Genomic DNA, 25,069 nt, shown 5'->3' with positions numbered 1-25,069 from the left:
TTAATAGGTAGGGTATTGGCCCTACTTATGGTGCAGGATGCCATGTGTAACCACTGTCGAAACCAATTGGGATATCAAAAGCCCAGAATAAATATAATGTTGAAGTTAAAATAATTAATAGCCCAACGGTGAATGGGATCATCATTGAGCACAATGTTCCTATTCCTGCATTTTTATAGTATTTCTGGCAATACATCAGGATTAACGGATAAAACGGAAACATCGGTGTGCTCACATTCATTGCAGAGTCGCTGACACGAAATGCCGCTTGTGTTAATTCAGGTGAAATTCCGACTGCCATTAGCATAGGCACTAATACTGGCGCCATAATTGCCCATTTTGATGTCGCAGAAGTAATCATAATATTTAAGATAGCCGTTAATAGAATAACGCCAAAAACGGTCATTCCAGATGGCATATCAAGTGTACGTAATAACTCTGCCCCTGAAAGCGCTAATAATGTGCCTAAATTAGAATGTTGGAATGAATATAAAAATTGGGCAGCAAAAAAAGCAAAAACAATAAATGGGATAAGTGACTTAGTAATATTTTCCATTGCCTTGACAACATCTTTTGTTGATGTAAAAGATTTCGTCATATAACCATAAACAATGCCTGGCAAAGCAAAGAAAATAAATAATAAAGGCACAACAATTTGCATGATAGGTGCTTTAGGGCTAGTTAAGCTACCATCAGGCCCACGTAATGGAGAGTTCTCTGGCCATAATAGTGCAAATAATCCGATACCTAAAGCAATTAGTACTAAACCAGAAATACGAAAAGCACGATTCTCAGCAGCAGTAATTTTACCTAAATTTTTTTCAGAATCAGTATCAACTTCGTTTGAACTGATTGGGCAGTTTTTATTTAGCCATGGTTCAACAATCTTCTCAGTGATAAACCAACAGGTAAAAATAACCCCGAATGTACCACCCAAACTAAAGAAATAGTTACATAAAACATTTACGCTATAACCCGGCGCTAGCATTTGTGCAGCATCTTGCGTAAAACTTTGCATTATTGGGTCAATAATTGATGGCGTATAGCTTGCAGTAAATCCCCCCGCTAAGCCTGCAAATGCAGCAGCAATCCCAGCTAATGGATGACGACCACTCGCATAAAACATCATTGCTGCAACTGGCATTAAAATGACATAGGCAGAATCTGAAGCAATATGAGAAACAATCCCCACAAACACCACTGTAGGCGTTAACATTCTTGGTGAAATAAACGACAACATTTTTTTCAATGCGGTATTAATGAAACCACTGCTTTCAGCAATACCAATACCTAATGTTGCCACTATCGTGATACCAAGAGGAGGGAAATTAATGAAGTTTTTAACTGCCGCAGTGATAAATAATATGATTTCCTCATACTGAAACATATTAACTATAGCAATTTTTTCTTTTGAAATAGGATGGTAATAACTAAAATCTACGAAAGAAAGCAGATAAGATAAAAACCAACATATAATCAGGGCGTACACAAACAGCATAGTCACATCAGGCATAACATTACCGATGCGCTCGACACGGTTTAAGAACCCTTTTTTCTTGGGAAGTGTTTTTGTTGTCATATTTACAAGCTACTTATGTTATTAGAATAGAAACTTTATAACAGTAAATAACCTATATATAAAAGTAAAATATTTTTGTGATTAGTTTTTACAGGATAAACCAGTTACAAAATAAAATATTAGAATTATTTATATTAATTTTAATTACCAAAAATTACATATCTTAAATTTTATTAACTTATAGATTTAAATGCAGGGTATATCACTTAAGTATTTGACTTCGAGTCTGCGCATACAAAAAAAGGAATAATAATTACACTTTTTTTGTATGCAAGTAAATTACACTAATGTATGTTATTCACGCTTTAATTTTTCAGTATTTGCAATATAAAGTGCAACGACTAGTACCAAAATCGCCCCTGCATGCAACAAAGTTGTCATAGGGTCACTATGATCAACGATAATTAAACGAATAATCGCAGTAATACCAATATAGATAAAATACCTTAACGGGAAATGATAGCCCGACATAAAATATTTTATTATCAAGGCAATAAACTCAAAGTATAAAAAATAAATGACAATGCCTTCTAACAACTCATAGGCCGTCGCCCCTTTTGAGCTACCAAACATTAATGAAGCCATTGTCACCGTTTCTTTAGCTAAAAAGAATACAAGTACGGCAGCGAGTGAGATCAAGCCAATATTTAATATCCATTGTAGTACCCACGCGATATTACTCGCATGACGCATTCCTTTCATACTATTCATTTGTTATTCCTCTGAACAACTTCTAAACCTAGTCATTACCTTAATTGTAAAACAAATTTAAGTCGACCGCATGACAAATAAGAGGTCAATTTAACGAATAGAATCAAAAAAATATAGTCTGATCGACTGCCACTGCATTCCTTATTACTTACTATTAAATCTATAGCCACAGAGTTTAATCCGATGATGGGGACATCATTTCCATAATATCTTTCTCTGTCAACATGGGTGTTCTTTCAACAAAGTTATAATATTTGGGCTTACTATCTATGTAAATTTGCATACTCATTTGCGCATCTTTACTCTCTTTAAATAAAGCTGCTGATGCATAATATGTTGAAGGTGTGAGTAAATGATAAAAAAGGTGTGAACCACAATTTTTACAAAATGCACGTTCTCCCCATTGAGATGATGCAAAAATTGACACAGACTCTTGCCCCTCTACCATTAAATCGTTACCACAATCAACACTAAAGCCTGGGCCGCCATTCCATTTTTGACACATTCCACAATGGCATACACTGACATGACTAATATCTTTTGCTGTTGTGATTTTTACAGAACCACACAAACATTGGCCTTGATGCATAGAATTTCCTTTATGTAGGTCGTAGATTTATTACTCAATATACGCATATTTACAGCAAAAAATTCAGATATGACTTACTTTTCATGTATTCTGAATTGTCGGCCAGTAAAACGTTTATCGTTAACAATATTACGCAACTGAGAACTATCAAGTTCTTTCGCTTCCCTTTCAAACTCTATATCTGCTTCATTTTGGTCTGTATTTTGTAACACATACTCATACGCTACTTTATTGTGCGCTATAATTTCTGTTAATACTGTATTATTCGCAGCTTGGGCCGCTATTGAAAAGCCAGTCAAAATAACGATCATAATAAATATACGAGCTAGTAATGTTTTTTTCATCATTATCTCCTATTCCGTTATGACTGTTTTAGCGCAAATCCCTGTCAGAAAAAACAGGCTATAAGTAAGTGTTCTCATGATTAAGTAAAGAGACGTCAGAACTGTCAATGACGTAAATCGAAACCAAATAGGGTACTATTCCCTATTTGGTTAATACCAATATCTAGTTATAATTCTTCATGATTCGCCTTATCTGTAGAATTGACTTCTCTTAACAAATACCAGCAGAAATAAATTAGTACTAATATTCCAACAAATAACAATACCCATAAGGTAATCGTCAGCCAGTTAAAACTACCGTCAACCACTTCCGTTATAGTTAGCCTATCTACACCACCCAACTCAATGATTGTATTATCAAGAAATAGCTGAGGATAATTTGTCATTAACTCATCAACGCTATCTGGTTTCCCTACAAGCTGGCTTGTGGTCAATTCATCAAAACTAGCTTGTTTATTCCCCCAAACAAGTAAATACGGAGCGGGACCTTGCAAATTAAAAATAAGGTTATAAGCATCTCGTTTTCCCGTTAGCCTTGGTGGCTGATCCTCCCAACTCCCTTTGAGAGCTGAGATTCTTACTTTCCCTACCATTTCACCATAGAGCGCTGTGCTCGGATTGCTAATTAAATCACCATCTATTGTTTGATTATATGCAACAATGTTAGTGAGTAATTTCCAGCTTTCACCTCTATCAGATGAATACTCTATTTTTAGTGGGATCACACGGTTTGATTGTTGCAATTGTATTTGTAATTCACTCAGTGGCTGTGCTCTTGGTAATTGATATATTATATGATCTTTTGAAACACCATCATTCGTCATCTCAAAATGAAATAGTTCTTGACGATAAGTTGAATTAAGCACGCTAGAGGTCGCATTGACCTTTAATAAGTCAGGTATAACAATATCTGGACCACTTACTATTACAGCCATAAGATAAGGTGCATTCAATGCCTTTGAGTTGCCATTTAATAACTCAATATTATTGCTTGCAATAGTTTCTGAATTTAACTTCAAATTCATAATCGGCTGATTTGTTGCTATATTTAGCCAATTTTCTTTGTCGTCACTGGCAAAAACAAATACCTTTGCCTGCCATTCTTTCTCGCTTTTAGCCCAGTCTAATACTAGATTTTTAATTGGCGTATCTTTAGTTTGACTTTGATTTTTCGTTAATAAATAAGCCTGATAAGCCACGTTGTCTTTAACTTGCATACTAGGCAACTCAATTCTATTCACTTTGCCAGGGATAGATTCTACTAATAGATGTTGCTTTTCTCTACGCACATCATCATGGGAGTTAACGTTATCAACCTGAGTGACCAAACGCTGTGGTGTAAAAATGATCTTTTCATTTGAAACGGATTTTTCCGTATCAGAAAATAATACTGAAGGTATTTCATTACCAGTACCATTAAAGACTCGAACATCTTGCAACGTTTTGGGGTACGCTGAGTTCATATACGCATTTACGGGAAGCTCTAACCAGTAAAAAGGAGCCGATGAATCAAGCACATTTATTTCTGAGCCTTGATAAAAACTATAAGGAGTAACCTCTTCTACTGCCTCTGCATTCAAATGACTTGAGAACAATAATGACAATGAGAAGACTGCAATGAGCCTTACTAGTCCTGTATTTTTAATTAAACTCATGGTTGTATCTCCTTTTCAACTTTCCCTTTTGTATCTTTTGGTGGTAATGGCGAAAAATACCCAACAATTAAAATTAATAATGCAACACCAATAAAAGAAATTGCACGAGAAATACCACCTTGCCCGTATATATCAATTAAGAATAACTTGGCAATAACACAAGCAAAAATACCAGCCCCCATAAACCACCAAATTCGATTTTTCTTAATAGAGGCAATAATAATGCAGGCTAAGGCAGCCAGTGCCCAACTGATAGAAAGTACAGTTTGCACTAAGCGTGAATCATAAAGTGTGTCATAGCTCCAATTTAGCTCAGCAAAATCTGCTATTGCACGAATTAAAATACCGTTAAACCAATAAGCAGAAAGTGCAATTGTGACTACTAACAAACTACGTAAAACCCAAAAGTTAACCGCTGTTACTTTACGTATTTTTTGAGAAAGCCCTTTACGTATTAAAACTAACGTAGCGATACTAAATAACCCAGCTTCATCTAATGGATTGATTAGCGGTATATAATTCCAAAATGTCAATTTACCATCTTCTAAATTAGCATAGCCGGACAATATAATTAGCCCGATAGCAACAGGAGTCATAGAATACCAATAAATCAGTCCATTACGTTTCATCGGCGGCATTCTATTTTGTTGTAGCCAATAGAGAACAATAACAGTTAGCGTTATGGCCATGACATAAATAAAATATCCCATTTCGTGCATGCCCCAAGGTAAAATGGAGACGAACCAATTCACTTGAGTGGCAATAAACGCAAAAATTAGCCATAAATTGGCGCTATGGAGTATTCTTTGCATCCAACGGTCACGAAGCTTATATCCATGAATAACAAATAAAATAGAACTACCTAAAACAACTGGCCATATGAGAGAACCTTCACCACGCCCCATTGGGTTTTGGTCGTTTAAGAAATCTAAACCAAGATAATAATAACCTGCAATCCATAGAATAGACTGGCAAAGTAGCAAAGGTACCCAATTAATATAGATAGCATATAAACGCCAGAACCAAACTGAAATAACAACCAAGACTAGAATAATAAAGCCTTCAGACTCACGGCTCCATGATAAAATATCAGTAAATAACGGTAACCAGCACAACCAAGTCACCAAACCAATAATTAAGAAACCATAACTAAATAAAGTAAAGTTACTGTCTTCTTTACGACGAATATGGAAAAGCCCACCAGCCATAAAGCAGGCTATTAATAGCACAGGAACCATATAAGTACTACTACGACTCCAATATAAATAAGGATAATCACTTAACAAAGTGATTGCGCTAATAACAATTAATAACGAGCCGATAGCCGCCATTTTTTTCTGGTTTTGCTGTAAACCGAACCAGAGGATTAACAAACCTTCTAATGACCAAATAATCGAGGTCCACTCAAATGTTAGCGCTAATGGAATAGCTAAAGTGATAAACCCAGCACCGATAATAATATTTGCTAACGCCATATTCTTGCCAGCGGATTTATAGCGTTTATGCACTTGTAAACCAGTAATCAGATATAACAAACCTACTATCAGTGAAATAAAGGCTGGCAGTAAACCTTCCCCTTCTGAAATAAAGAATTGAAGTGCAATACTGATAAAAGGAGGGACAAATAGAAGTGTATTATCAACAACCAATTGCTTACTATGTTCAAAGCGTAGTGAGAATAGCTGTGTTAAGGCATTAAATACCACTAAATTAGCGATAATAAAAAGTTGGCAAGATAAATAATAGTCTGACTGGTAATTATCTAGCCCCCATAAAATGGCAACACCATAAGTCATCACCATACCAACTAAATTTAAAGGTCGCCAAGCTTGCCACACACTAATAACTAAGATACCAATTGATAACATCAAATAATAAGAAAATAAAACAACATGGCTTCCACCGCCAGTCGAAAGCAATATAGGTGCTAAATACCCACCTATCGATGCAAGAACAGCTAAACTAATTGTGCGTTGCAATAATGCCAAAGCAATACTTGCCGCGCAAATAAGTAACATAAAGGCAAATGCCATCCCATAAGGCATCATCGTATACAGTTTAAATGCAGCAAAAATAGTGATATACAAGCAACCAATTGCCCCCCCTTGTAAAATCAACCCAAATAATGCCTTTTTATTCCGTAGCCACCAGCCAGTACCTAATAAAGCTAAGCACCCTACTGCGCTGAAGATTAAACGCATTTGAGGTGAAATAATTTCATTTTGCACACTGTAATTCAGCAAATATGCGACACCTAGGAATAACAGTAGGATACCAATTTTAGCAACCGGGTTTCCTTTCACTAACCAACTAAAGAAATGATTGAATATTGATTTATCGTCACTGGCAGTATTTTGCTTTGTCTCAGGTTGATTTTGATTAAACCGATTTGCGTCTACTCGCTGTGCTTGCGTGTTATCAAACCTATTCGGATTGATACTTTCATTACTTAAAGGATGATTAAGGGAATTTTCATGGGTAGTTTGTTCCCTCATGAGAGGCGAGTTTTCTGTATCCGATAAATCATGCTCTTTTTCAACTGGCAGACAAGTCACATGGCTCATTGAGGAAATTTCTTGCTGTTTGTCTTGTTTAGCATCAACACCCGAAAGAGATTCGCTCCCCTCTTGCTCTATGTGCGTATTTTGTATTTCATCTAAACCTGATTGGGAAGACGTCACACTATCGACAGATATACTTGGCGTGTATTTAGCGTTTAAAAGCTGGGCTTCTAATGAAGAAACCTTCTGATTTAACAGCGAAATTTGGTACTGCATCCGACCTGTTCGATTGATGGCAATGATAGCAAGTATCGGAGCTAGCACTAGCAGGAAAACGAATACAAGTCCTATTAGTATCCAAGTGTCCACAAATAGGTTTCCTCATAAAAAAATTCACAATTTAGAATCTGGAAAATAAAGGCTGTGATTACTGCTAGTGTAGATAGCATTGATCCCCTTGCCAACCAAATGTAATAAACTGTTACAAAATAATTCATTACATCCTGCTTTAGGTATACTCCTGGTAAAAGAAACAATACCTTTCTTTGATGATTTATTAATACTCTCATTAGTCATTTTAGTAACTAAGAAAACCCTTAATCATCGTTTAATGACTATTTCGCTCATAAAAAAACAAACAATTGATTAAGCGCCTATATTTTTTTGATATTCTGTTTTTGATACTCATAATAGTACTAATAAAATTTTATTAGTACTATTATTTTTATTATGTTATGTATACAACACCTTTAACATCAATATATTAATTGAATAATTACTATCCTTAAATGATTATAGTTATTTAAAATTACATTAATTAGTTTCTTTATTAAACATTGCTAAAAACATATGTTCTTTAATTTAAATAAAAGTAACCACAAGGGAAAATATTAACTGTCATTTTACTGACTTTTATAAAGCAAAACCTACCGAAAAATATCAGGAGAGTTTTTAATGCTAATTCACATTATACTTGCCGCTTTAGGGCCCATAGTTCTTGGATTAGCCGTTGGTTGGCTATCGGGTAAATATGGGTTTATCAAACGAGAGTATTCCCAAGCCTTTGCTGACTTTGTGGTTAAAATAGCATTACCGTTTGCATTATTTCTTGCAGCCGCACAAGCACCGCCTTCAGTATTACTCAATATTGACTATTTATTAGCGCTAGCCGTAGGACTAATTGCAACGTATGTGATTGGTTTTATTTTTGGTAAATTTATTTTTCGCCACACTAAAAAAGATGCGGCTATGCAAGCATTATCGGTGTCTTTTCCTGATATGGCCTACTGTGGGCCACCTGTATTACTTGCAACTGTCGGGTCATCAGGCTTGATAGCTATGGTATTAGGTAACCTGATTTATACCGTTATTATTATCCCATTTACTCTATTAATGATCAGCGGATCACAGCAAGGTAACAGTATCTTAAAATCAGTTGGTAAAGCCATTGCTCAACCCTTAGTTTTTCTCCCTATTCTAGGCGCAATACTAGCTATTTTAGGTGTTAAATTACCTGAAATATTACAAAACTCGGTAAACGAATTGGGCAAAACCGCGGGCGGAGTCGCTCTATTCTTCCTTGGTCTGCTCCTTTCAGGGATCAAACTTACAATTAGTAAGGAAATTATATTTAACGTCTTTATTAAAAATTTTGTTCAAGCCGCACTCATTTTAGGCACTGGACTCGCCTTAGGTTTACAAGATGATTTACTTAAAGCCGCGTTTATCATAGGTGTACTACCCACAGCGACCGCAGTTCCCGCATTGGCTATTAGCAACCAAGCCTATACTGAAACCTCAGCAGGAACCGTGTTATTAAGTACATTAGCTGCCTTAATTTCGATTATCGGTGGTATCACTATCGTCGAAATGCTTTAATTATCAAATAAATAGTCGCCTATATTTAGGCGACTATTTCATTATGGCGCCAAATTCTCTGATGATTTAATCACCCATTATTTGCCAGACAGATCACAAAAAACGTATCATAGTGATAGGTACTTTTCTTTTATACATCTGGGATATGAACAAAAAATGAAAATTAGTGATGAGTTAGCTTCTGCTATCGCTTCCGTTACCGAGGTTGCAGCAGTGGCTGCCTTCGATTGGGTGGGAAAACAAGATAAAAATGCCGCAGATAAAGCCGCTGTAGAAGCGATGAGAAATCGCCTAAATGAAATTGATTTTCACGGTAAAATTGTCATTGGTGAAGGTGAAATCGACGACGCTCCCATGTTATATATTGGCGAACAAGTTGGCAAAAAGTCAGGTTCTATTGGCTTAGATATTGCAGTAGATCCTATCGATGGAACACGTATGGTAGCGTGTAATGAAAAAAATGCCATTGCCGTACTTGCCGCGGCTCCAACAGGAACACTACTTCAAGCACCTGATATGTATATGGAAAAACTTGTTGTTGGGGCTGCCGCTAAAGGGGCCGTTCATCTGGCAAATCCCCTAGAAAAAAATTTAGAATTCCTTTCTTCTGCACTTAATAAACCCATTTCAAATCTTTCAATCGCAGTACTTGATAAACCTCGCCATCAACATATTATTAAAACTATCCGTAGTTTTGGTGCTAATGTGATTACCATCCCTGATGGTGATGTCCTCGCCTCATTACTTACTATCCTTCCTGAACATCCCATTGATATGATGTATGGAACTGGCGGCGCTCCTGAAGGCATTATCAGTGCAGCTATCGCTCGTGCTTTAGGCGGTGATATGCAAGCAAGACTAATTTCGCGAGATAAAGCCAAAGGAGATAGCGAAGAAAATAAACAACTCGCGGCACAAGAAATATTGCGCTGTCAACAAATGGGGTTAGAAATTGGTGAAGTGCTATCTTTAGACCAGATGGTGAGTACTTCTGATGTCATATTTGCCGCCACAGCTATCACACCAACCATCTTGATGGATGGTGTATCAATAGATGCGTACAGCCGTATTTCAAATACCATTTTGGTCAATGGTAGTGACCGCTCGCTAAAACTGATTAATAATCGCTATTTTAATTAATACGTCTATTACCGCATGTCACATATATCAAAAGGGCTTTTTAGCCCTTTTGATTACTGCGATTTAAGATGAAAATTAACGCTCAAGAGTCATACGATTTAACATCGGAGCGGTTAAAACCATCAAAATTGCAATCACACCAGTCACTAAACCAATTTTCAAGAATACGTCACTGTACACAGCCAAAGATTCGACTTTGCTGGTAAGTTCACCCTCTGGTGCTGCTGCCATTGAAGCAACGTACCCTGCAATAAATGCGGCCGCTGAGTTTGTTAAGAACCATGCGCCCATAATAAAGCCCATTAAACGCTGTGGAACTAACTGAGCTACCATCGCAAGACCAAGGCCTGAGATCATCAGCTCACCAATACTTTGGAAACCGTAACAAATAACCAGCCATTCAACAGAAACAATCCCCGCTTCATTTGCAAATTTTGCACCTAATGGCAAAACTAAGAATGCAGCAGAACATAACAACATACCAATCGCGAATTTATGTGGCATTGGTAAGTTATCGCCCATTTTATTATAAATCGCGGCTAAAATTGGGCTTCCAATCATGATCCATAATGGATTCAGAGCTTGGTATTGTGCGGGTTCAATAGAAAAACCAAAAACTTCATGTTCTACGTTATGTAATGCAAAAAAGTTTAATGATGTCGGCATTTGACTATAAAGAACGAAGAATACTATCGCTTCAAGCATTAAAATTAATGCAACAATCATTCGACGGCGAGCCGTACCTTTCAGTGCTAATGTTTCTTTGATAAAGATAACTAGAATACCCAAAGAAATAATCGCTAATGCTGTACGAGCGATACCGAGGTTATGCAATAGCCATGTAGAAATCGCGATTAATGCAATAACCCCTGCTACTGTAGCAACTAATCTTGAAAGAACAACAGGAGCAAAGTCAGGTTTTGAGCCATGTTGAGAAACCCATTTTTTACACATATAGAAGTTAATCAATGTGATAATCAGGCCCACAACACTAAGAGAGAACGCGACATCCCAACCATAATGTTTTGCTAACCACGGCGTTGCAATCATTGAGAAGAATGAACCAATATTAACGGCCATATAGTACATAGTAAATGCGCCGTCTAACCGAGGGTCATCTTTTTCATAGCAGGTCGATAAGAGTGATGATGGATTCGCTTTAAATAAACCATTACCAACTGCAATGGTTGCTAAACCAACATAGACCATCGATACATCATGCCCTGAGAAAGCAACAAATGCATACCCTGCAATCAAAGTGATTGTTCCAAGGACAATGACACGTTTTGTTCCAAGGACTTTATCCCCTAACCAACCGCCAACTGCAACAAAGCCATAAACTAATGCTGCAAACGCTGAGAAAAGTGTAATTGATTCTGTTTCTGACATACCCAGCACTTGGCTTAGGTATATTGGAAGGATCCCTTGAAGACCGTAGTAACCAAAACGTTCCCAGAGCTCGATAGAAAAAATAAGATAGAATGAGCGAGGTTGCTTAAACGCGTTAAGACTAACTTCCTCTTTGTTATTTGTTGTGGACACAAGTTACCTCTAGTACAACCTGTACATATGCAAAAAAACCACGGAACGCTCTATGCGCTCTCGCATTGTTATGATCTCAAGAATTCAAAGTTGAAAAGATTCACTTTTGGTAGGAGGAGTATCATTCCCTGACCTCAAAACAAACAAAACTGTGTGTAGACTTGTTTATGGATCTCAAACATAAATTCAATGAGTTAAAGCATATTTGATTATTTATTCAACATTAACTGGCAGATAACCCGCCAAGAACCCAATAATCAATTAAGCCATATACGTTATTTATGCACCAAAATTAAAGAATTAGCTAGTATTAATTGCTACATCAATTGAATTTAATCGTGATTTACTTCAATTTTTTACAAAATTGCCAAATTATTATCGATTACTAATTAGTCATTTGTTTATTAAATGTTAAGAATATTATTCTATAGTGAAACTATAACGCCCTATTTATAACCCTATGATTTATTGCTGTAAGCATTATGGGAAACTAAAAATATCCATAACAAATGAGCACTTTTTTCTTTTATGATAAGAAAGGATTTAGAGAATAGCAGCTGAATAGACATTCAAACTGGAATTTTGGATAAAAAAAAGCCCAGTAACAAACTGGGCATAATGCATTCTACTCAAGGATCTTTTGCTAAATTCAAACTATCACTACGTAGGTGCATTATTACATTACTTCGTGTAAAGAAATGAATGATGAGGGTAAATATATGAATGTTTACGCAAGCAAACAGTATATAGATACTAATAAGACTGGCTAAGAAGGAAAAAAGTTCATCTTTTTTTTAAAATTTTTATCTATTCTTTGCCTAATGTGCTAATAGCAACAATTAACCATTTGATTTATTAGAATTAATATAAAATGTTTTTCATATCATTGCAGGAACTTATCTAACAAGATAACGTAGCCATTAAGAGCTTAGTCCAAAGGATGTCATGTGAAAAAAATATTTTTATTGTGTTTTATCTTTATTAACGTATTTTGCCCCCCTGCTTTTGCAGAAGAAACAACGCCACTAATAAATGAAAAAACACTAATTGCACTTGCGGAACAAGGCCAAGCCGAAGCTCAATTTAACTTAGGAATGTTTTATCAGTCTCATCAACAGTTTGACCAAGCTTTACACTGGTACCTTCTTTCTGCCAATCAAGGCTTTACAAAAGCACAAATTAACCTTGGCCTGATGTACCAGCAAGAAACTGGGGTAGAGCTAGATGAAAAACAAATGCTGCATTGGATGAAAATAGCAGCCGAAAGTGGTGACCCTATTGGCCAGATGAATATGGCCGAATATACCTTATATGGCATCAATGATTTATTAGAGAAAAACCCAGAAGAAGCTGAACGGTGGCTAAAAAAAGCGGCTGAACAACATTTTCAACCTGCGATGCTCACCCTCGCCTATTGGTATGAAGAGGGAAAAGCTATCACAAAAGACCCGCAAAAAGCCCAAAAAATATATCTTGCTCTTGCGGAAGAAAACCATCCACAAGCGCTGTATTTATTAGGCTACCAAGCAGCAGTAGGTATGTATGACAAGGTAAACTACCCTCTCGCGTTTCAATATTTTACCCGTGCCGCAGAATTGGGCTTTTCCCCCGCTCAAAACAGCTTAGGTATGTTGTACTTAACTGGACAAGGTACCAAAAAAGATATCCAATCAGCTATAAAGTGGCTAACCCTAGCTGCTGAACAAGGTGAAGCTTCAGCTCAATTTAATGTCGCGCTTATCTATGCGCGCGGCGATGGTATCAAAGCCGACCAAGCAAAAGCCTGTCACTGGTTTATCAAAGCCGCTCAGCAAAATAGTGCCGATGCGCAATATGCAGCAGGAGCTTGCTACCAATATGGTATGGGTGTTGAGGCCGATGATAAAAAAGCCCTACGCTGGTATCAACTCGCAGCCGCTAAAGGCCATGAGCGGGCTGAAAAGAAAGTGTTAATTTTAAAAAACCAGCAGCAATAAACTCTATTTTTCCAACTTACTGTTGTACCACTGATATAAGTAAGATACAGAAAATCTGCATTGTTTATAACCAATGCAGAGCTTCTATCGATATATACTATTAATTCAAACACTCACAACTTGGCGCGGTAAATCCGTTGCGGTCGGCCAACTTTGCCATACTCAATTTCGGCTTCAATTTTATCTTTTGCTAAACAATACTCCAAATAACGTCTCGCGGTAGTACGACTGAGTTTGATGGTTTCAGCAATACTTTCCGCCGTATATTGCACATCAGGTTCAGTAAATAACGCGAGTATTTTTTCAAGTGTAATGATATCAATACCTGTTGGAAGTTCTTCCTTTGATTCCCCTCTAGCATAGGTATTAAACATATCGTCAATTTTACTTTGATTGGTTTTGCTATTTTCCTGTACAACAGATTTACGTTGAATATATCTATCCAATGTTTGGCCTAAACGCTCATAAGCAATTGGCTTCACTAAATAGTCAAAAACACCTAAACGAATAGCTTCAGAGACTGTGTCCATATCACTTGCGGCCGTCGTAAATACAATGTCTGCATTATTTCTTTCTTGTATTAACTCATGAACTAGGTCAATGCCTTTTCCATCAGGTAAATAGTTGTCTAACAAGATAAGATCTGGCTTCATGTATTCAATCATTTTTCTCGCTTCCGCAAGATTACCTGCAAGCCAAACTTTGTCACATGCAGGATAGGCTTTTATATATTCGCTGTGCATTTCGGCAAGCAGCAACTCATCTTCCACTATGAGGATTTTTATCTTGATCATTTTATATCTTCACTTTCGGAATAAAAATTGAAAATACTGTACCATGCGGTTGATTTTCTTCAATAATCACTGCACCATTACAGCGTTTAACATAAGATGCAACGAGATATAACCCGATACCATGGCTATCTGCTATATCTGTTTTCGTTGTGACACCACGCTCAAACCATTTGTCTTGAATTTCTGACGGGAAACCACATCCCTGATCAGCGACTTCAATGACAATCTCCTTTCCTTCATCTGAAAGGTATAACTCAACTTGCTTATTACCCTGATTATTTTTCAAACTTGCTTCAAACGCATTATCGAGTAGATTACCCAAAATGGCACAAAATTCAGTACTATTTAATGAATCAGGTAATTCATGTAACTGACTACCCGCAGTAAATTTTAATTGTAAGCCTAGTTCTTTGGCTCGGTGGTGTTTACCAAATAATAAACCAGCAACTTGCTTATCAAAAAACTGCCCACGAAGTGTATCAATTAATTGTTGCTGAGATTCTGACTCCCCTTTAATTAGTGCCAACGCTTGGTCATATTCTTTCATTTGCAATAAACCGCTTAATGTTGACATCCAATTAAGGTGCTCGTGCCGTAACGTACGTAAACTTTCTATATATTGGCGAACTTGAGTCAACTGAGAGTTTAGCGATTCAATATCATTTTGGCTACGAAAGCTAATGACCGCCCCCACAAGATGTTCCCCATCACGAATTGCCACCCGGTTTGCAATCACGTTTAGGCCATTAAATTCGCAAATCACATCATGCTTAGTCGTTTCAATATCGGTAATAAAAAAGTCGGCTGGCGAGATATGCTCCGACACAAAAGTCCCTGTTAACTGCCCTAGCGGCTTGCTTAGAGATAACATTTTCCGGGCATTAGAGTTAATATTAATAATCTGCCCTTGTATATTCACTGCGATAACACCTTCAAAAACAGCTTCAAATATCCCTTTTTGTACTAAGACTAATTGGGTTATTTCCTCAGGTTCCATACCCAACATTTGTTTTTGAATTAAACGTGAAAATGCCCATGATAAGAAGAGCAATATAATCAGTATCCCTAAAAAAGTGGCTCCTGTTTGTACGAATAACTCACTGAGTGATGTTTCTATTTTGTTGGATAGATAGCCAATAGAAACAACACCGATCACTTTACCTTGCTCATCAAAAATGGGGGTTTTTGCTCTAACAGCATTCCCCATTGAACCTTCGCCATTGATAAAATAGCTTTCTCCTTTCTCTAAAGCTCCTGGTTTGTTCCACTGCATTTGAAAACCAATTTTTTGACTATTTGGGTGATACAAACGAATCGAATTTTCATCACCAATAACAACATAATCGTAGTTAGAATCTTGGTTTAGTTTGTCAGCGATAACCTTCAACCCAGGAATATCTCTATACTTTACGGATTGAACAACACCATCAATAGAAGCAATCAGCTTTGCTTGGCTCATTGCTAACGATTGAATGTTCGCAATCAATCGATTTTCAGCTGTGTCCGTAAAATATTTACCCAGCCCGAGAGTTAAAAAAACAGAAACTATTAATAACAGAAAAAATACTCGTACTGAAAATGAAACTGAATTTACTTTTTTCAATGAGGAGAACGTATATTCTTTTTTCATGTTATATCTCGTTACTGGCTGAAAAGTAAAAATTTTGTTAACTCAAAAATGGTAGGATAACCGATAAATCGGATTCAAGCCAAAGATATAATACACATATTAATAATTAAACACATTAAAACCAAGCAATAAAAAACATATTCAATAATTAAAAACTTTAAAACCATTAAACAAATACAATCTCATTTGAGAAACATGAAATAGGTCAAATATATTAAATACAGTATCTTTAATATAAATATCAGAGAGGGTAATTAAATAAAAATTTATATTTGTTTTTATAAAAACAACCTAAGAGAATTTATTTAATTAACTTTAACATTAGCAACATTTTAAAAACATCTCTAAATGAGATGCAGGATACTATTATGTTCGAAAACATAACGTTTAACCAAGTAAAACGTCATGAGAACAGGAAACTTGCTGAAATAACTCAGTTTTTAAAGGAAAACGATTTAGAACTTGATTCAAGTATTGACGTTTTCATTACGATTTCTCGCAATGAAAAATTAATTGCGTGTGGAGGATTAGCAAAAAATGTTATTAAATGCGTTGCTATTAGCGATGATGCTCGAGGTGAAGGCCTTGCATTAAAATTAGCAACAGAACTGGTTAATCTTGCTTACGAAAATAATACAACTCATTTATTTATTTATACCAAATTTCAAAATGAAAGCTTATTCCAACAATGTGGTTTTCATACCATTGCCACAGTTCCTGATATTATGGTATTGATGGAAAATAGTTGCTGTTATCTAAAACGTTATATCGAAAGTTTAAAAGCACAACGTAAGGAAGGAAAAAAAATTGGCTCAATCGTTATGAATGCCAACCCCTTCACTCTTGGGCATCGTTATTTAATAGAGCAAGCTGCGAAGGCCTGTGATTGGCTACATCTATTTGTTGTCAAAGAAGATACCTCACGTTTTCCTTATAAAGTTAGATTAAATTTAATTGAAGCAGGAACCAAAGGAATAGAAAATCTTACTATTCATAAAGGTTCGGAATATATTATTTCTCGAGCGACTTTTCCTTGTTACTTTATTAAAGATAAAACAGTTGCTAATAACTGTTATACCGAAATCGATATTAAGATTTTTCGTCAATATATTGCCCCTGCTTTAGGGATAACCCATCGATTCGTAGGCTCGGAACCTTTTTGCCAAGTCACCAACCAATATAACCAAGACATGCGCTTTTGGTTAAAAACCGATGCTATGAATTTTCCACCTATAGAACTCATTGAATTTCCGCGAACAATCATCAATGGAACGGCTGTTTCTGCCTCACAAGTTAGACGATTGCTCGCTAAAAAAGATCTTGCGGCGATTAAGCCGATTGTGCCTGAGGCAACCTATCAATATTTACAAGAGATGGTCGCCAATCAAGTCGCATCTGCTCAAAGCCACACCGAAAGTTCTGAATTAGCCATAGGTGAAATATGAAGATAAAGCACGCAGCAGTAGCTGGCACACTTGAATCAAGTGATGTCATGGTTCGCATAGAGCCACTAGAAGACACTCAAGAGGTCTCAATACAAATTACCAGTAGTGTTGAAAAACAGTTTGGGGATGCTATCGCAAAAATCGTACAAGAAGTTATCCAGCAACATGATATTCAAGGGGCACAAATCATTGTAGATGATAAAGGTGCACTAGAATGCGTACTCAAAGCCCGCTTAGAAGCCTTATTGGCTCGCGCTTGTGATATCGACTATCTGCCTTGGGAGGATAAGTAATGACTCCAGAACAAAAATCACGCACACGCAGAAGTATGCTGTTTGTTCCCGGCTCCAATGCAGCTATGTTGAGCAATTCCTTTATTTATAAAGCGGATGCTTTAATGTTCGACCTTGAGGACTCCGTCACTTTGCGCGAAAAAGATACGGCTCGTCGCTTGGTTTACCATGCATTGCAGCACCCACTTTATCAAGATATTGAAACCATTGTACGGGTCAATGCATTAGATTCCGCTTTTGGTGTTGCTGACCTTGAAGCCGTTGTTCGCGGTGGTGCGGATATCGTCCGCCTTCCTAAAACGGATACGGCACAAGATGTTATTGATATTGAAAGTGAAATCTTGCGTATAGAAAAAAGCTGTGGCCGCGAAGAAGGCAGCACAGGTTTGCTAGCCGCTATTGAATCACCAATGGGCATCACTCAAGCTGTGAATATTGCTCATTCATCACCAAGACTTATAGGCATCGCATTAGGTGCCGAGGACTATGTCCGCAATTTGCGCACCGAGCGGTCTCCAGACGGCGTAGAACTCCTCTATGCTCGGTGCGCCATTTTACAAGCCGCTCGATCAGCAGGTATTCAAGCGTTTGATACCGTTTATTCTGATGCTAATAATGAAGAAGGTTTCCTACGCGAAGCCGCTCACATTAAACAGCTCGGCTTTGATGGCAAATCATTAATTAACCCAAGACAAATTGAGTTACTTCATAATTTATATGCACCAACTCAAAAAGAAGTCGACCATGCGCAGCGTGTTGTTGAAGCCGCTGATGCCGCAGCCCTTGAAGGTAAAGGCGTAGTTTCATTGAACGGAAAAATGGTCGATGGCCCAGTTATTGACAGAGCTCGCCTCGTATTATCACGAGCAGCATTATCAGGAATTCGGGAAGAGTGAGGCAATAAAAATGACAAATAATACTCAGCGCCAGGCTCGCGTATCAGCCTACTTACAACCAAATACTGACGATGTACTACGTGAATTTAAAGATATTGGTAAAGTACAACAGCAGGTACAAAAGCCGAGAAATCGCAAATTGTGTGATGACTTGCAAGTCGCTATTCGCCGTTCTGGTCTTAAAGACGGTATGACCATTTCTTTCCATCACGCCTTTCGTGGTGGAGACCTTACGGTCAATATGGTGATGCAAGTCATTGCAGAGATGGGCTTTCGCAACTTAACACTTGCATCCAGTTCATTAAGTGCTTGCCATTCGCCACTTGTTGAACATATTCGTCATGGGGTTATTCGTAAAATTTATACCTCTGGTATCCGAGGCCCGCTCGCTGAAGCCATTTCACGTGGTGAGTTAGAAGAACCCGTACAAATCCATTCACATGGTGGAAGAGCAAATCTAATTCATAGCGGTGAACTAGTTATTGATGTGGCATTTATTGGCGTGCCATCATGTGATGAATACGGTAATGCAAACGGATATACCGGAACGGCCTGCTGTGGCTCTTTAGGTTATGCCAAAATTGACGCTGAAACTGCGAAAAAAGTGGTGATGTTAACGGAAGAGATACTCGATTACCCCCATAACCCATCCAGTATTAAACAAGATGAAGTCGATTATATCGTTAAAGTTAAACGCGTGGGTGATGCGGATAAAATCGGGGCAGATGCAACTCGTATGACATCGAACCCTCGTGAACTTCTGATTGCGCGTACCGCAGCGGATGTTATCGAAAAATCCGGTTATTTCAAAGATGGTTTCTCATTACAAACCGGTACTGGTGGCGCCTCTTTGGCCGTTACTCGCTTCCTTGAAGATAAAATGAGACGCCATAACATTCAAGCTGGTTTCGCACTTGGCGGTATTACCTCAACTATCGTTGATTTACATGAAAAAGGGTTAATTCGCAAATTATTAGATGTTCAAAGCTTTGATAAAGCGGCAGCTGAATCACTTGCTCGCAACCCGAATCATATTGAAATCAGTGCTAACCAATATGCCTGTTTTGATTCGAAAGGTGCTTCCGTTGATATGCTTGATGTCGTCGTACTCAGTGCGTTAGAAATCGATACACGCTTTAATGTCAATGTGTTAACAGGGTCTGACGGTGTTATTCGTGGTGCATCTGGAGGTCATAGTGATACGGCTGTAGCCTCAAAACTGTCAATTATTGTTGCTCCGCTTGTCCGAGGACGTATTCCAACGTTAGTGGATGAAGTTCTCACTTGTGTTACACCAGGTTCCAGTGTCGATATTCTTGTCACTGACCATGGTATTACGGTTAACCCTGCACGCCCTGAATTAAAACAGCAACTTGAAAGCCAAGGTATTAAAACCGTTTCAATGAGCTGGTTAAGAGAGCGAGCACAATTATTAACCGGTACTCCTAACCCAATTGAATTTACAGATAAAGCTGTTGCGGTTGTCCGTTATCGTGATGGTTCAATCATTGATGTTGTTCATCAAGTGAAGGAGTAAATATGTTTTACCCACTGCCTGATACTCAAGAGCAATTTGAAATTTCTTTACCTGAACTGTTGGATAGCCGTGATGCCCGTCAGGCTCGACAACAAGCGTGGATTGGTCTCCATCAGGTAACCTTGATTTCATTTACTGTCGTTTTTCCTGGAGCTGTCAAAGACAATTCTCTTGTTAGACATGTGTTTAATCAGGGCTTAAATGCGCTTGAACAAATTGCTTCATGCGGGCAGTGGGTGTTTTTATCACAACAATCTTGGGCATTCAAAACGGGGCCGGAATGCTTGGTCGCCGTTGATGGTGATGCTATCGAGATAAAAAAAGCGTTAATTCACCTAGAAGGATCGTCTGCTGTTGGTCGGTTATGGGACTTTGATGTGTTTGATGCGAATGGACAGCAATATTCGCGATCTCAATTAAATTTGCCACCAAGACGATGCTTAATTTGTGAAAATGAAGCAAAAATTTGTGCTCGTCAACGGACACATTCATTGGTTGAGATACTTGATCGTATCGAGGAGTTAGCAAATGCAACCTATTAAACAACTCAGCCATATCAATGAAAAATTAACTCGCTATTACAGCCAATTAGCATGGCAAGCGATGTTGGCCGAAGTGAATTTAACCCCTAAGCCCGGGTTAGTTGATAAACACAATACCGGTGCCCATAAAGATATGGCACTGACTGACTTTCATTTAAGTGCCAATGCCATCGCGACACATTTTCCACGATTTTTACAGGCAGGCGCTCAATATAAAAATTGCCCTATAGCGCAGCTATTACCTTACATTCGCCCTATTGGTATGGATTGCGAAAGGTCGATGTTCCGTGCAACAAAAGGCGTTAATACCCATAAAGGCAGTATTTTTTCCTTAGGTTTAGTCTTAACCGCAATAGGCCGTTTGATTGCACAACAACAATGTGTCTCACCGGAAAATGTCAGCTTATTGGTTGCTAGTATGTGTAAGGGAATTACCAATGAACTTAAACAAAAAACCGAAAAACCCACCGCAGGCCAGCGTTTATATCAGAGCCATGGGCTAACCGGTGCAAGAGGTGAAGCCGAAGGCGGTTACTCGTTAGTAATCAAACATTCACTTCCTTATTATTTACAGCAACTCGCTAAAGGCAAACTAGCCGATATTGCCCTACTTGATACCTTGATTCTATTAATGAGCCTGAATGACGATACGAATATTGTCAACCGTGGGGGTGTCAACGGCTTAGCATGGGTAAAACAACGGGCGGAACAGTTATTAATTGCTGGTATCAATACCTGTGATGACTTAGTTAAAGTTAAACATTTTGATAATGAATGTATTCAGCTAAATGTGAGCCCAGGGGGAAGTGCAGACTTATTAATTCTAACTTGGTTCTTTGCGCGATTACCCAATCATTCTTTTATTTAACATTAAGTGATTTTTTAATACTAATAAAATAGGAATAATTTAAAAAATAAAACAATTTAACCAAATAAAAACCAATTAACTATTTAACTAAATTATATACCTTAGGGTGAATTACTAATGAAGAATTAAAATCATTTTATTCACTCAAGATACAGCCATATTTAAAATATCGTCATTTTAACAAATTCCTAATATTAAAGTTCATTCAATTTAATATTAAATAAATTTAATATTGATTTAATCAAGGAAATTGGCTTATGCAAAAAGAAAAAATATGGAAGCTATTCGTGTTAATAGCCATTCCAATTATTATTGCTTTAATACCAACACCAGCGGGTCTACCACATATTGCGTGGTTGCTATTCGGTCTTTATCTTGCCGCCATTGTTGGGCTGGTACTTAAACCATATTCAGAGCCTGTTATTTTATTAGCCACGATTGCTGCAAGTGCGGTAATTATTGGGGTAACGGGTACTAAAGATGTCAAAGCAAGCGAAGTTTTAAGCGGATATGCATCCGGTACGACATGGCTTGTATTTGCTGCATTTACTCTGAGTGCTGCCTTTGTTATTACTGGTTTAGGTAAACGTCTTTCTTATATTTTGATTGGTAAATTAGGCGGTACAACATTAGGGCTCGGTTATGTAACCGCAATCCTTGATTTAATTATCGCTCCTGCGACGCCATCGAATACAGCACGTGCTGGGGGAATTGTTTTCCCAATTATCAATAGTGTGGCCGTTGCTTTAGGGTCTGATCCAGAAAAAAGCCCACGTAAAGCAGGTCACTACCTCCTCGTCAACGTGTATATGGTGACCAAAACCACCAGCTATATGTTCTTGACAGCAATGGCGCCGAATGCACTCGCCCTTGCCATGATGAGTGACATTATGGGCATCCATTTAAGTTGGGGCGGATGGGCACTTGCCGCCTCTGTACCGGGTTTAATCATGCTGATTTTGACGCCGTTAATGATCTACAAACTGTATCCGCCTGAGTTGAAAAAGGTGAATAACAAAGAGATCGCAGCTAAAGGTCTTGAAGATTTAGGCCCAATGACTATGCGTGAAAAATTGCTGGGGATTGTCTTTGTTATCGCGCTGTGTGGCTGGATTTTCTCTGACCTTATCGGTGTTAGCGCGTCTAGCGTCGCGATTGCGGTCATGGCATTAACCCTGATCCTCGGTGTTGTAACTTGGGATGACGTACTGAAGAATAAAGGCGGCTGGAATACCCTGATTTGGTACGGTGGTATTATCAGTATGTCAGGCGTACTCACAAAAGCAGGCTTCTTCAAGTGGCTCGCAGATACCATGAGCCAATACCTTTCTTTCGGTGACCAAGCGATGCTGGCGTTCTTTGTCATCATGTTCATCAGTGTTGCCATTCGCTACTTATTCGCCTCTGGTGGTGCCTACGTTGCAGCCATGGTGCCGGTATTTGCCACTGTAGGTATGGTTGCAGGGGCTCCTCCGATGTTGCTCGCTCTGGGCTTACTGTTCTCGAATGCTTATGGCGGAAGCGTAACGCACTATGGCGGTGCAGCAGCACCTATCGTATTCGGTGCAGGTTATAACGATATCCGTTCTTGGTGGATCATCGGCGGGTTAGTTGCCTTCATTAGTTTATTCGTTCACATGACTATCGGTTTAGGTTGGTGGGAAATTTTAATTAGTACTGGATTAATTTAATTCTTCGTTAATAAACCGACACGACGGGCACAATCATGATTGTGCCCTATTTAACAACAAAATTATTAATTTCTCGCTGTTCCAGAGTTATTTGCAGTCTTGGCGCTATAACGTGAACTTTATTGGAGCAACCTTAATTCAGACTTAAGTTTACCCTAATAATATGAGTTAAGTTTACCGTAATAATACTTGACGGGTTTAACCTAATCGAATTCATAGGGTTACCTAATAATATTAAGTCAGTTTACCCTAAATAGTTCGCGTTGTAGCAAGGCGGCAAAACGAAGGCATCCCGAGGAGCATACATCAGTATGTGACTTGGGGGGCTGAGTGCAGCCAACACAGCTACAGCGTGAAATATGACGGGTAAACAGATGAAAAAAATTCCTTGTACACTAATGCGTGGCGGCACCTCGAAAGGCGTATTCCTTTTAGCGGACTCTCTCCCTAAAGACACTCAACAACGGGATGAACTGATCCTTGCTATTATGGGTTCTGGTCATGCTTTGCAAATTGATGGTATTGGTGGGGGTAGCCCACAAACCAGCAAAGTCGCTATTATTAGCTCTTCAACTCATCCTGATGCTGATATTGATTATTTATTCGCTCAGGTTTCTATTACTGAACGTATTGTTGATACCGCACCAAATTGCGGAAATATTCTTTGTGCCGTGGGTTCTTTTGCGATTGAAAAGGGGTTAGTTCCTATTACTGGTAAAACAACCACTGTCAGGATCCGTAATGTCAATACGAACACTTTCGTCAACTCTACGGTGCAAACACCTGATGGTCATGTGGATTATGATGGTGATACCGAAATTGCTAGTGTACCCGGCCATGCCGCGCCTGTTGCCCTGACATTTTTAAATGCGTGTGGAACAAAAACAGGAAAATTGCTTCCTACTGGTCATGCTATTGATACCATTGAAGGCATTGATGTCAGTTGTATTGATATGGCAATGCCTGTGGTATTAATTGATGCTCCTCAGCTCAATAAAACTGGTTATGAAACTGCGGAGCAACTTGAATCCGATACCGAATTTATGCAAAAGCTGGAAACTATTCGTATAAAAGCCGGGGCAGCGATGGGGCTTGGTGATGTGAGCAAAAAAGTTATTCCTAAACCCATATTGATTTCACCCGCCATTCACGGTGGAACCATTAATGTCCGCTATTTTATGCCACATAAATGCCATGGCGCTCTTGCCGTGACTGGTGCTATTGCCATTGCCACAAGTACTATTGTTCCTAATAGTATTACCCAGCAATATGTTCACTCTGTTGATATGAAAAACATTGCTATTGAGCATTTAAGTGGCAAATTTGACGTGTCGTTAAACCAACAAGGCAACTCACCGGAAGAGCTTCAAGCTTCAATTATTCGAACTGCAAGAAAACTCTTTGAAGGCGATGTCTACGTTCCTTAAAACTAATATCTTGGCCTGCCTCTTATCTAGA

20 protein-coding genes are annotated in these 25,069 nt (G+C 38.2%); 11 read left to right on the top strand and 9 right to left on the bottom strand.

The window, feature by feature from the left end; translation table 11 throughout:
- Window positions 1-25: 25 nt before the first annotated feature.
- The 6 genes from M1F25_RS08910 to M1F25_RS08885 all read right to left on the bottom strand — a co-directional run bounded on the left by M1F25_RS08910 (window position 26) and on the right by M1F25_RS08885 (window position 7,748).
- Window positions 26-1,579, bottom strand: coding sequence for an AbgT family transporter (locus tag M1F25_RS08910; protein ID WP_004263378.1), 1,554 nt, complete (start codon window positions 1,577-1,579; stop codon window positions 26-28).
- A gap of 294 nt (window positions 1,580-1,873) precedes the next feature.
- Window positions 1,874-2,281, bottom strand: coding sequence for a phosphate-starvation-inducible protein PsiE (gene psiE / locus M1F25_RS08905; protein WP_172412229.1), 408 nt, complete (start codon window positions 2,279-2,281; stop codon window positions 1,874-1,876).
- A 184-nt stretch (window positions 2,282-2,465) separates the two neighbouring features.
- The gene (locus M1F25_RS08900) at window positions 2,466-2,879 is read right to left on the bottom strand and encodes a GFA family protein (protein WP_094961219.1); all 414 of its coding nucleotides are present in this window, start codon (window positions 2,877-2,879) and stop codon (window positions 2,466-2,468) included.
- Window positions 2,880-2,953: 74 nt separating this feature from the next.
- A complete protein-coding gene (locus M1F25_RS08895) occupies window positions 2,954-3,226 on the bottom strand; it encodes a hypothetical protein (protein WP_148699127.1) in 273 nt (90 codons plus the stop codon).
- A gap of 164 nt (window positions 3,227-3,390) precedes the next feature.
- The gene (locus M1F25_RS08890; RefSeq protein ID WP_164455750.1) at window positions 3,391-4,878 is read right to left on the bottom strand and encodes a DUF3999 family protein; all 1,488 of its coding nucleotides are present in this window, start codon (window positions 4,876-4,878) and stop codon (window positions 3,391-3,393) included.
- Complete coding sequence (locus M1F25_RS08885; RefSeq protein WP_094961217.1) at window positions 4,875-7,748, bottom strand: DUF2339 domain-containing protein; 2,874 nt, start codon at window positions 7,746-7,748, stop codon at window positions 4,875-4,877. The genes M1F25_RS08890 and M1F25_RS08885 overlap by 4 nt, the downstream gene beginning before the upstream one ends.
- 585 nt (window positions 7,749-8,333) lie before the next feature.
- On the opposite strand from M1F25_RS08885, the gene M1F25_RS08880 reads away from it, so the two are divergent.
- Window positions 8,334-9,257 carry an AEC family transporter gene (locus tag M1F25_RS08880; RefSeq protein WP_004263353.1) on the top strand — a complete coding sequence of 308 codons (924 nt, stop codon included), beginning with the start codon at window positions 8,334-8,336 and terminating at the stop codon, window positions 9,255-9,257.
- Window positions 9,258-9,419: 162 nt separating this feature from the next.
- Window positions 9,420-10,397 carry a class II fructose-bisphosphatase gene (gene glpX / locus M1F25_RS08875; RefSeq protein ID WP_377145956.1) on the top strand — a complete coding sequence of 326 codons (978 nt, stop codon included), beginning with the start codon at window positions 9,420-9,422 and terminating at the stop codon, window positions 10,395-10,397.
- A 75-nt stretch (window positions 10,398-10,472) separates the two neighbouring features.
- Here the strand turns inward: glpX and dtpA are convergent, their stop codons facing one another.
- A complete protein-coding gene (dtpA, locus tag M1F25_RS08870; RefSeq protein ID WP_164455752.1) occupies window positions 10,473-11,939 on the bottom strand; it encodes a dipeptide/tripeptide permease DtpA in 1,467 nt (488 codons plus the stop codon).
- A gap of 947 nt (window positions 11,940-12,886) precedes the next feature.
- Between dtpA and M1F25_RS08865 the strand changes: the two genes are divergently transcribed.
- On the top strand, window positions 12,887-13,915 hold the full coding sequence (locus M1F25_RS08865) for a tetratricopeptide repeat protein (RefSeq protein WP_181489596.1): 1,029 nt from the start codon (window positions 12,887-12,889) through the stop codon (window positions 13,913-13,915).
- A gap of 113 nt (window positions 13,916-14,028) precedes the next feature.
- On the opposite strand, the gene dpiA is transcribed toward M1F25_RS08865, so the two are convergent.
- A complete protein-coding gene (dpiA, locus tag M1F25_RS08860) occupies window positions 14,029-14,709 on the bottom strand; it encodes a two-component response regulator DpiA (protein ID WP_004263346.1) in 681 nt (226 codons plus the stop codon).
- Window position 14,710: 1 nt separating this feature from the next.
- On the bottom strand, window positions 14,711-16,339 hold the full coding sequence (dpiB, locus tag M1F25_RS08855) for a sensor histidine kinase DpiB (RefSeq protein ID WP_094961213.1): 1,629 nt from the start codon (window positions 16,337-16,339) through the stop codon (window positions 14,711-14,713).
- 368 nt (window positions 16,340-16,707) lie between these two features.
- Here dpiB and citC point away from each other — a divergent pair, with 368 nt between their 5' ends.
- The 8 genes from citC to M1F25_RS08815 all read left to right on the top strand — a co-directional run bounded on the left by citC (window position 16,708) and on the right by M1F25_RS08815 (window position 25,038).
- The gene (citC, locus tag M1F25_RS08850; RefSeq protein ID WP_164560979.1) at window positions 16,708-17,784 is read left to right on the top strand and encodes a [citrate (pro-3S)-lyase] ligase; all 1,077 of its coding nucleotides are present in this window, start codon (window positions 16,708-16,710) and stop codon (window positions 17,782-17,784) included.
- Entirely contained in the window at window positions 17,781-18,077 is a 297-nt protein-coding gene (citD, locus tag M1F25_RS08845) for a citrate lyase acyl carrier protein (protein ID WP_004255457.1), read from the top strand. The genes citC and citD overlap by 4 nt, the downstream gene beginning before the upstream one ends.
- A complete protein-coding gene (citE, locus tag M1F25_RS08840; protein ID WP_004255459.1) occupies window positions 18,077-18,973 on the top strand; it encodes a citrate (pro-3S)-lyase subunit beta in 897 nt (298 codons plus the stop codon). Before citD ends, citE begins: the two co-directional genes overlap by 1 nt.
- A 10-nt stretch (window positions 18,974-18,983) precedes the next feature.
- The gene (gene citF / locus M1F25_RS08835) at window positions 18,984-20,510 is read left to right on the top strand and encodes a citrate lyase subunit alpha (protein WP_096865105.1); all 1,527 of its coding nucleotides are present in this window, start codon (window positions 18,984-18,986) and stop codon (window positions 20,508-20,510) included.
- A 2-nt stretch (window positions 20,511-20,512) separates the two neighbouring features.
- The gene (citX, locus tag M1F25_RS08830) at window positions 20,513-21,052 is read left to right on the top strand and encodes a citrate lyase holo-[acyl-carrier protein] synthase (protein WP_004255463.1); all 540 of its coding nucleotides are present in this window, start codon (window positions 20,513-20,515) and stop codon (window positions 21,050-21,052) included.
- Window positions 21,039-21,920, top strand: coding sequence for a triphosphoribosyl-dephospho-CoA synthase CitG (gene citG / locus M1F25_RS08825; RefSeq protein WP_110591570.1), 882 nt, complete (start codon window positions 21,039-21,041; stop codon window positions 21,918-21,920). The genes citX and citG overlap by 14 nt, the downstream gene beginning before the upstream one ends.
- A gap of 257 nt (window positions 21,921-22,177) precedes the next feature.
- A complete protein-coding gene (locus tag M1F25_RS08820) occupies window positions 22,178-23,611 on the top strand; it encodes an anion permease (protein WP_094961208.1) in 1,434 nt (477 codons plus the stop codon).
- A gap of 374 nt (window positions 23,612-23,985) precedes the next feature.
- Window positions 23,986-25,038, top strand: coding sequence for a 4-oxalomesaconate tautomerase (locus tag M1F25_RS08815; RefSeq protein WP_036957831.1), 1,053 nt, complete (start codon window positions 23,986-23,988; stop codon window positions 25,036-25,038).
- The last annotated feature ends 31 nt before the right edge of the window (window positions 25,039-25,069 follow it).

This window comes from Providencia sp. PROV109 (assembly GCF_033681625.1).
GTDB classification, from domain to species: domain Bacteria; phylum Pseudomonadota; class Gammaproteobacteria; order Enterobacterales; family Enterobacteriaceae; genus Providencia; species Providencia hangzhouensis.
This window is presented reverse-complemented; position numbering and strand designations above follow the sequence as displayed.

Excerpts from the sequence above, each read along its gene's own strand:
- citC (WP_164560979.1), top strand. The coding sequence starts at position 16,708 with ATGTTCGAAAACATAACGTTTAACCAAGTAAAACGTCATGAGAACAGG.
- M1F25_RS08815 (WP_036957831.1), top strand. The coding sequence starts at position 23,986 with ATGAAAAAAATTCCTTGTACACTAATGCGTGGCGGCACCTCGAAAGGC.
- citF (WP_096865105.1), top strand. The coding sequence starts at position 18,984 with ATGACAAATAATACTCAGCGCCAGGCTCGCGTATCAGCCTACTTACAA.
- M1F25_RS08900 (WP_094961219.1), bottom strand. The coding sequence starts at position 2,879 with ATGCATCAAGGCCAATGTTTGTGTGGTTCTGTAAAAATCACAACAGCA.
- M1F25_RS08890 (WP_164455750.1), bottom strand. The coding sequence starts at position 4,878 with ATGAGTTTAATTAAAAATACAGGACTAGTAAGGCTCATTGCAGTCTTC.
- psiE (WP_172412229.1), bottom strand. The coding sequence starts at position 2,281 with ATGAAAGGAATGCGTCATGCGAGTAATATCGCGTGGGTACTACAATGG.
- citG (WP_110591570.1), top strand. The coding sequence starts at position 21,039 with ATGCAACCTATTAAACAACTCAGCCATATCAATGAAAAATTAACTCGC.
- citX (WP_004255463.1), top strand. The coding sequence starts at position 20,513 with ATGTTTTACCCACTGCCTGATACTCAAGAGCAATTTGAAATTTCTTTA.
- dpiB (WP_094961213.1), bottom strand. The coding sequence starts at position 16,339 with ATGAAAAAAGAATATACGTTCTCCTCATTGAAAAAAGTAAATTCAGTT.
- M1F25_RS08895 (WP_148699127.1), bottom strand. The coding sequence starts at position 3,226 with ATGATGAAAAAAACATTACTAGCTCGTATATTTATTATGATCGTTATT.
- M1F25_RS08880 (WP_004263353.1), top strand. The coding sequence starts at position 8,334 with ATGCTAATTCACATTATACTTGCCGCTTTAGGGCCCATAGTTCTTGGA.
- M1F25_RS08820 (WP_094961208.1), top strand. The coding sequence starts at position 22,178 with ATGCAAAAAGAAAAAATATGGAAGCTATTCGTGTTAATAGCCATTCCA.
- citE (WP_004255459.1), top strand. The coding sequence starts at position 18,077 with ATGACTCCAGAACAAAAATCACGCACACGCAGAAGTATGCTGTTTGTT.
- M1F25_RS08910 (WP_004263378.1), bottom strand. The coding sequence starts at position 1,579 with ATGACAACAAAAACACTTCCCAAGAAAAAAGGGTTCTTAAACCGTGTC.
- dpiA (WP_004263346.1), bottom strand. The coding sequence starts at position 14,709 with ATGATCAAGATAAAAATCCTCATAGTGGAAGATGAGTTGCTGCTTGCC.
- citD (WP_004255457.1), top strand. The coding sequence starts at position 17,781 with ATGAAGATAAAGCACGCAGCAGTAGCTGGCACACTTGAATCAAGTGAT.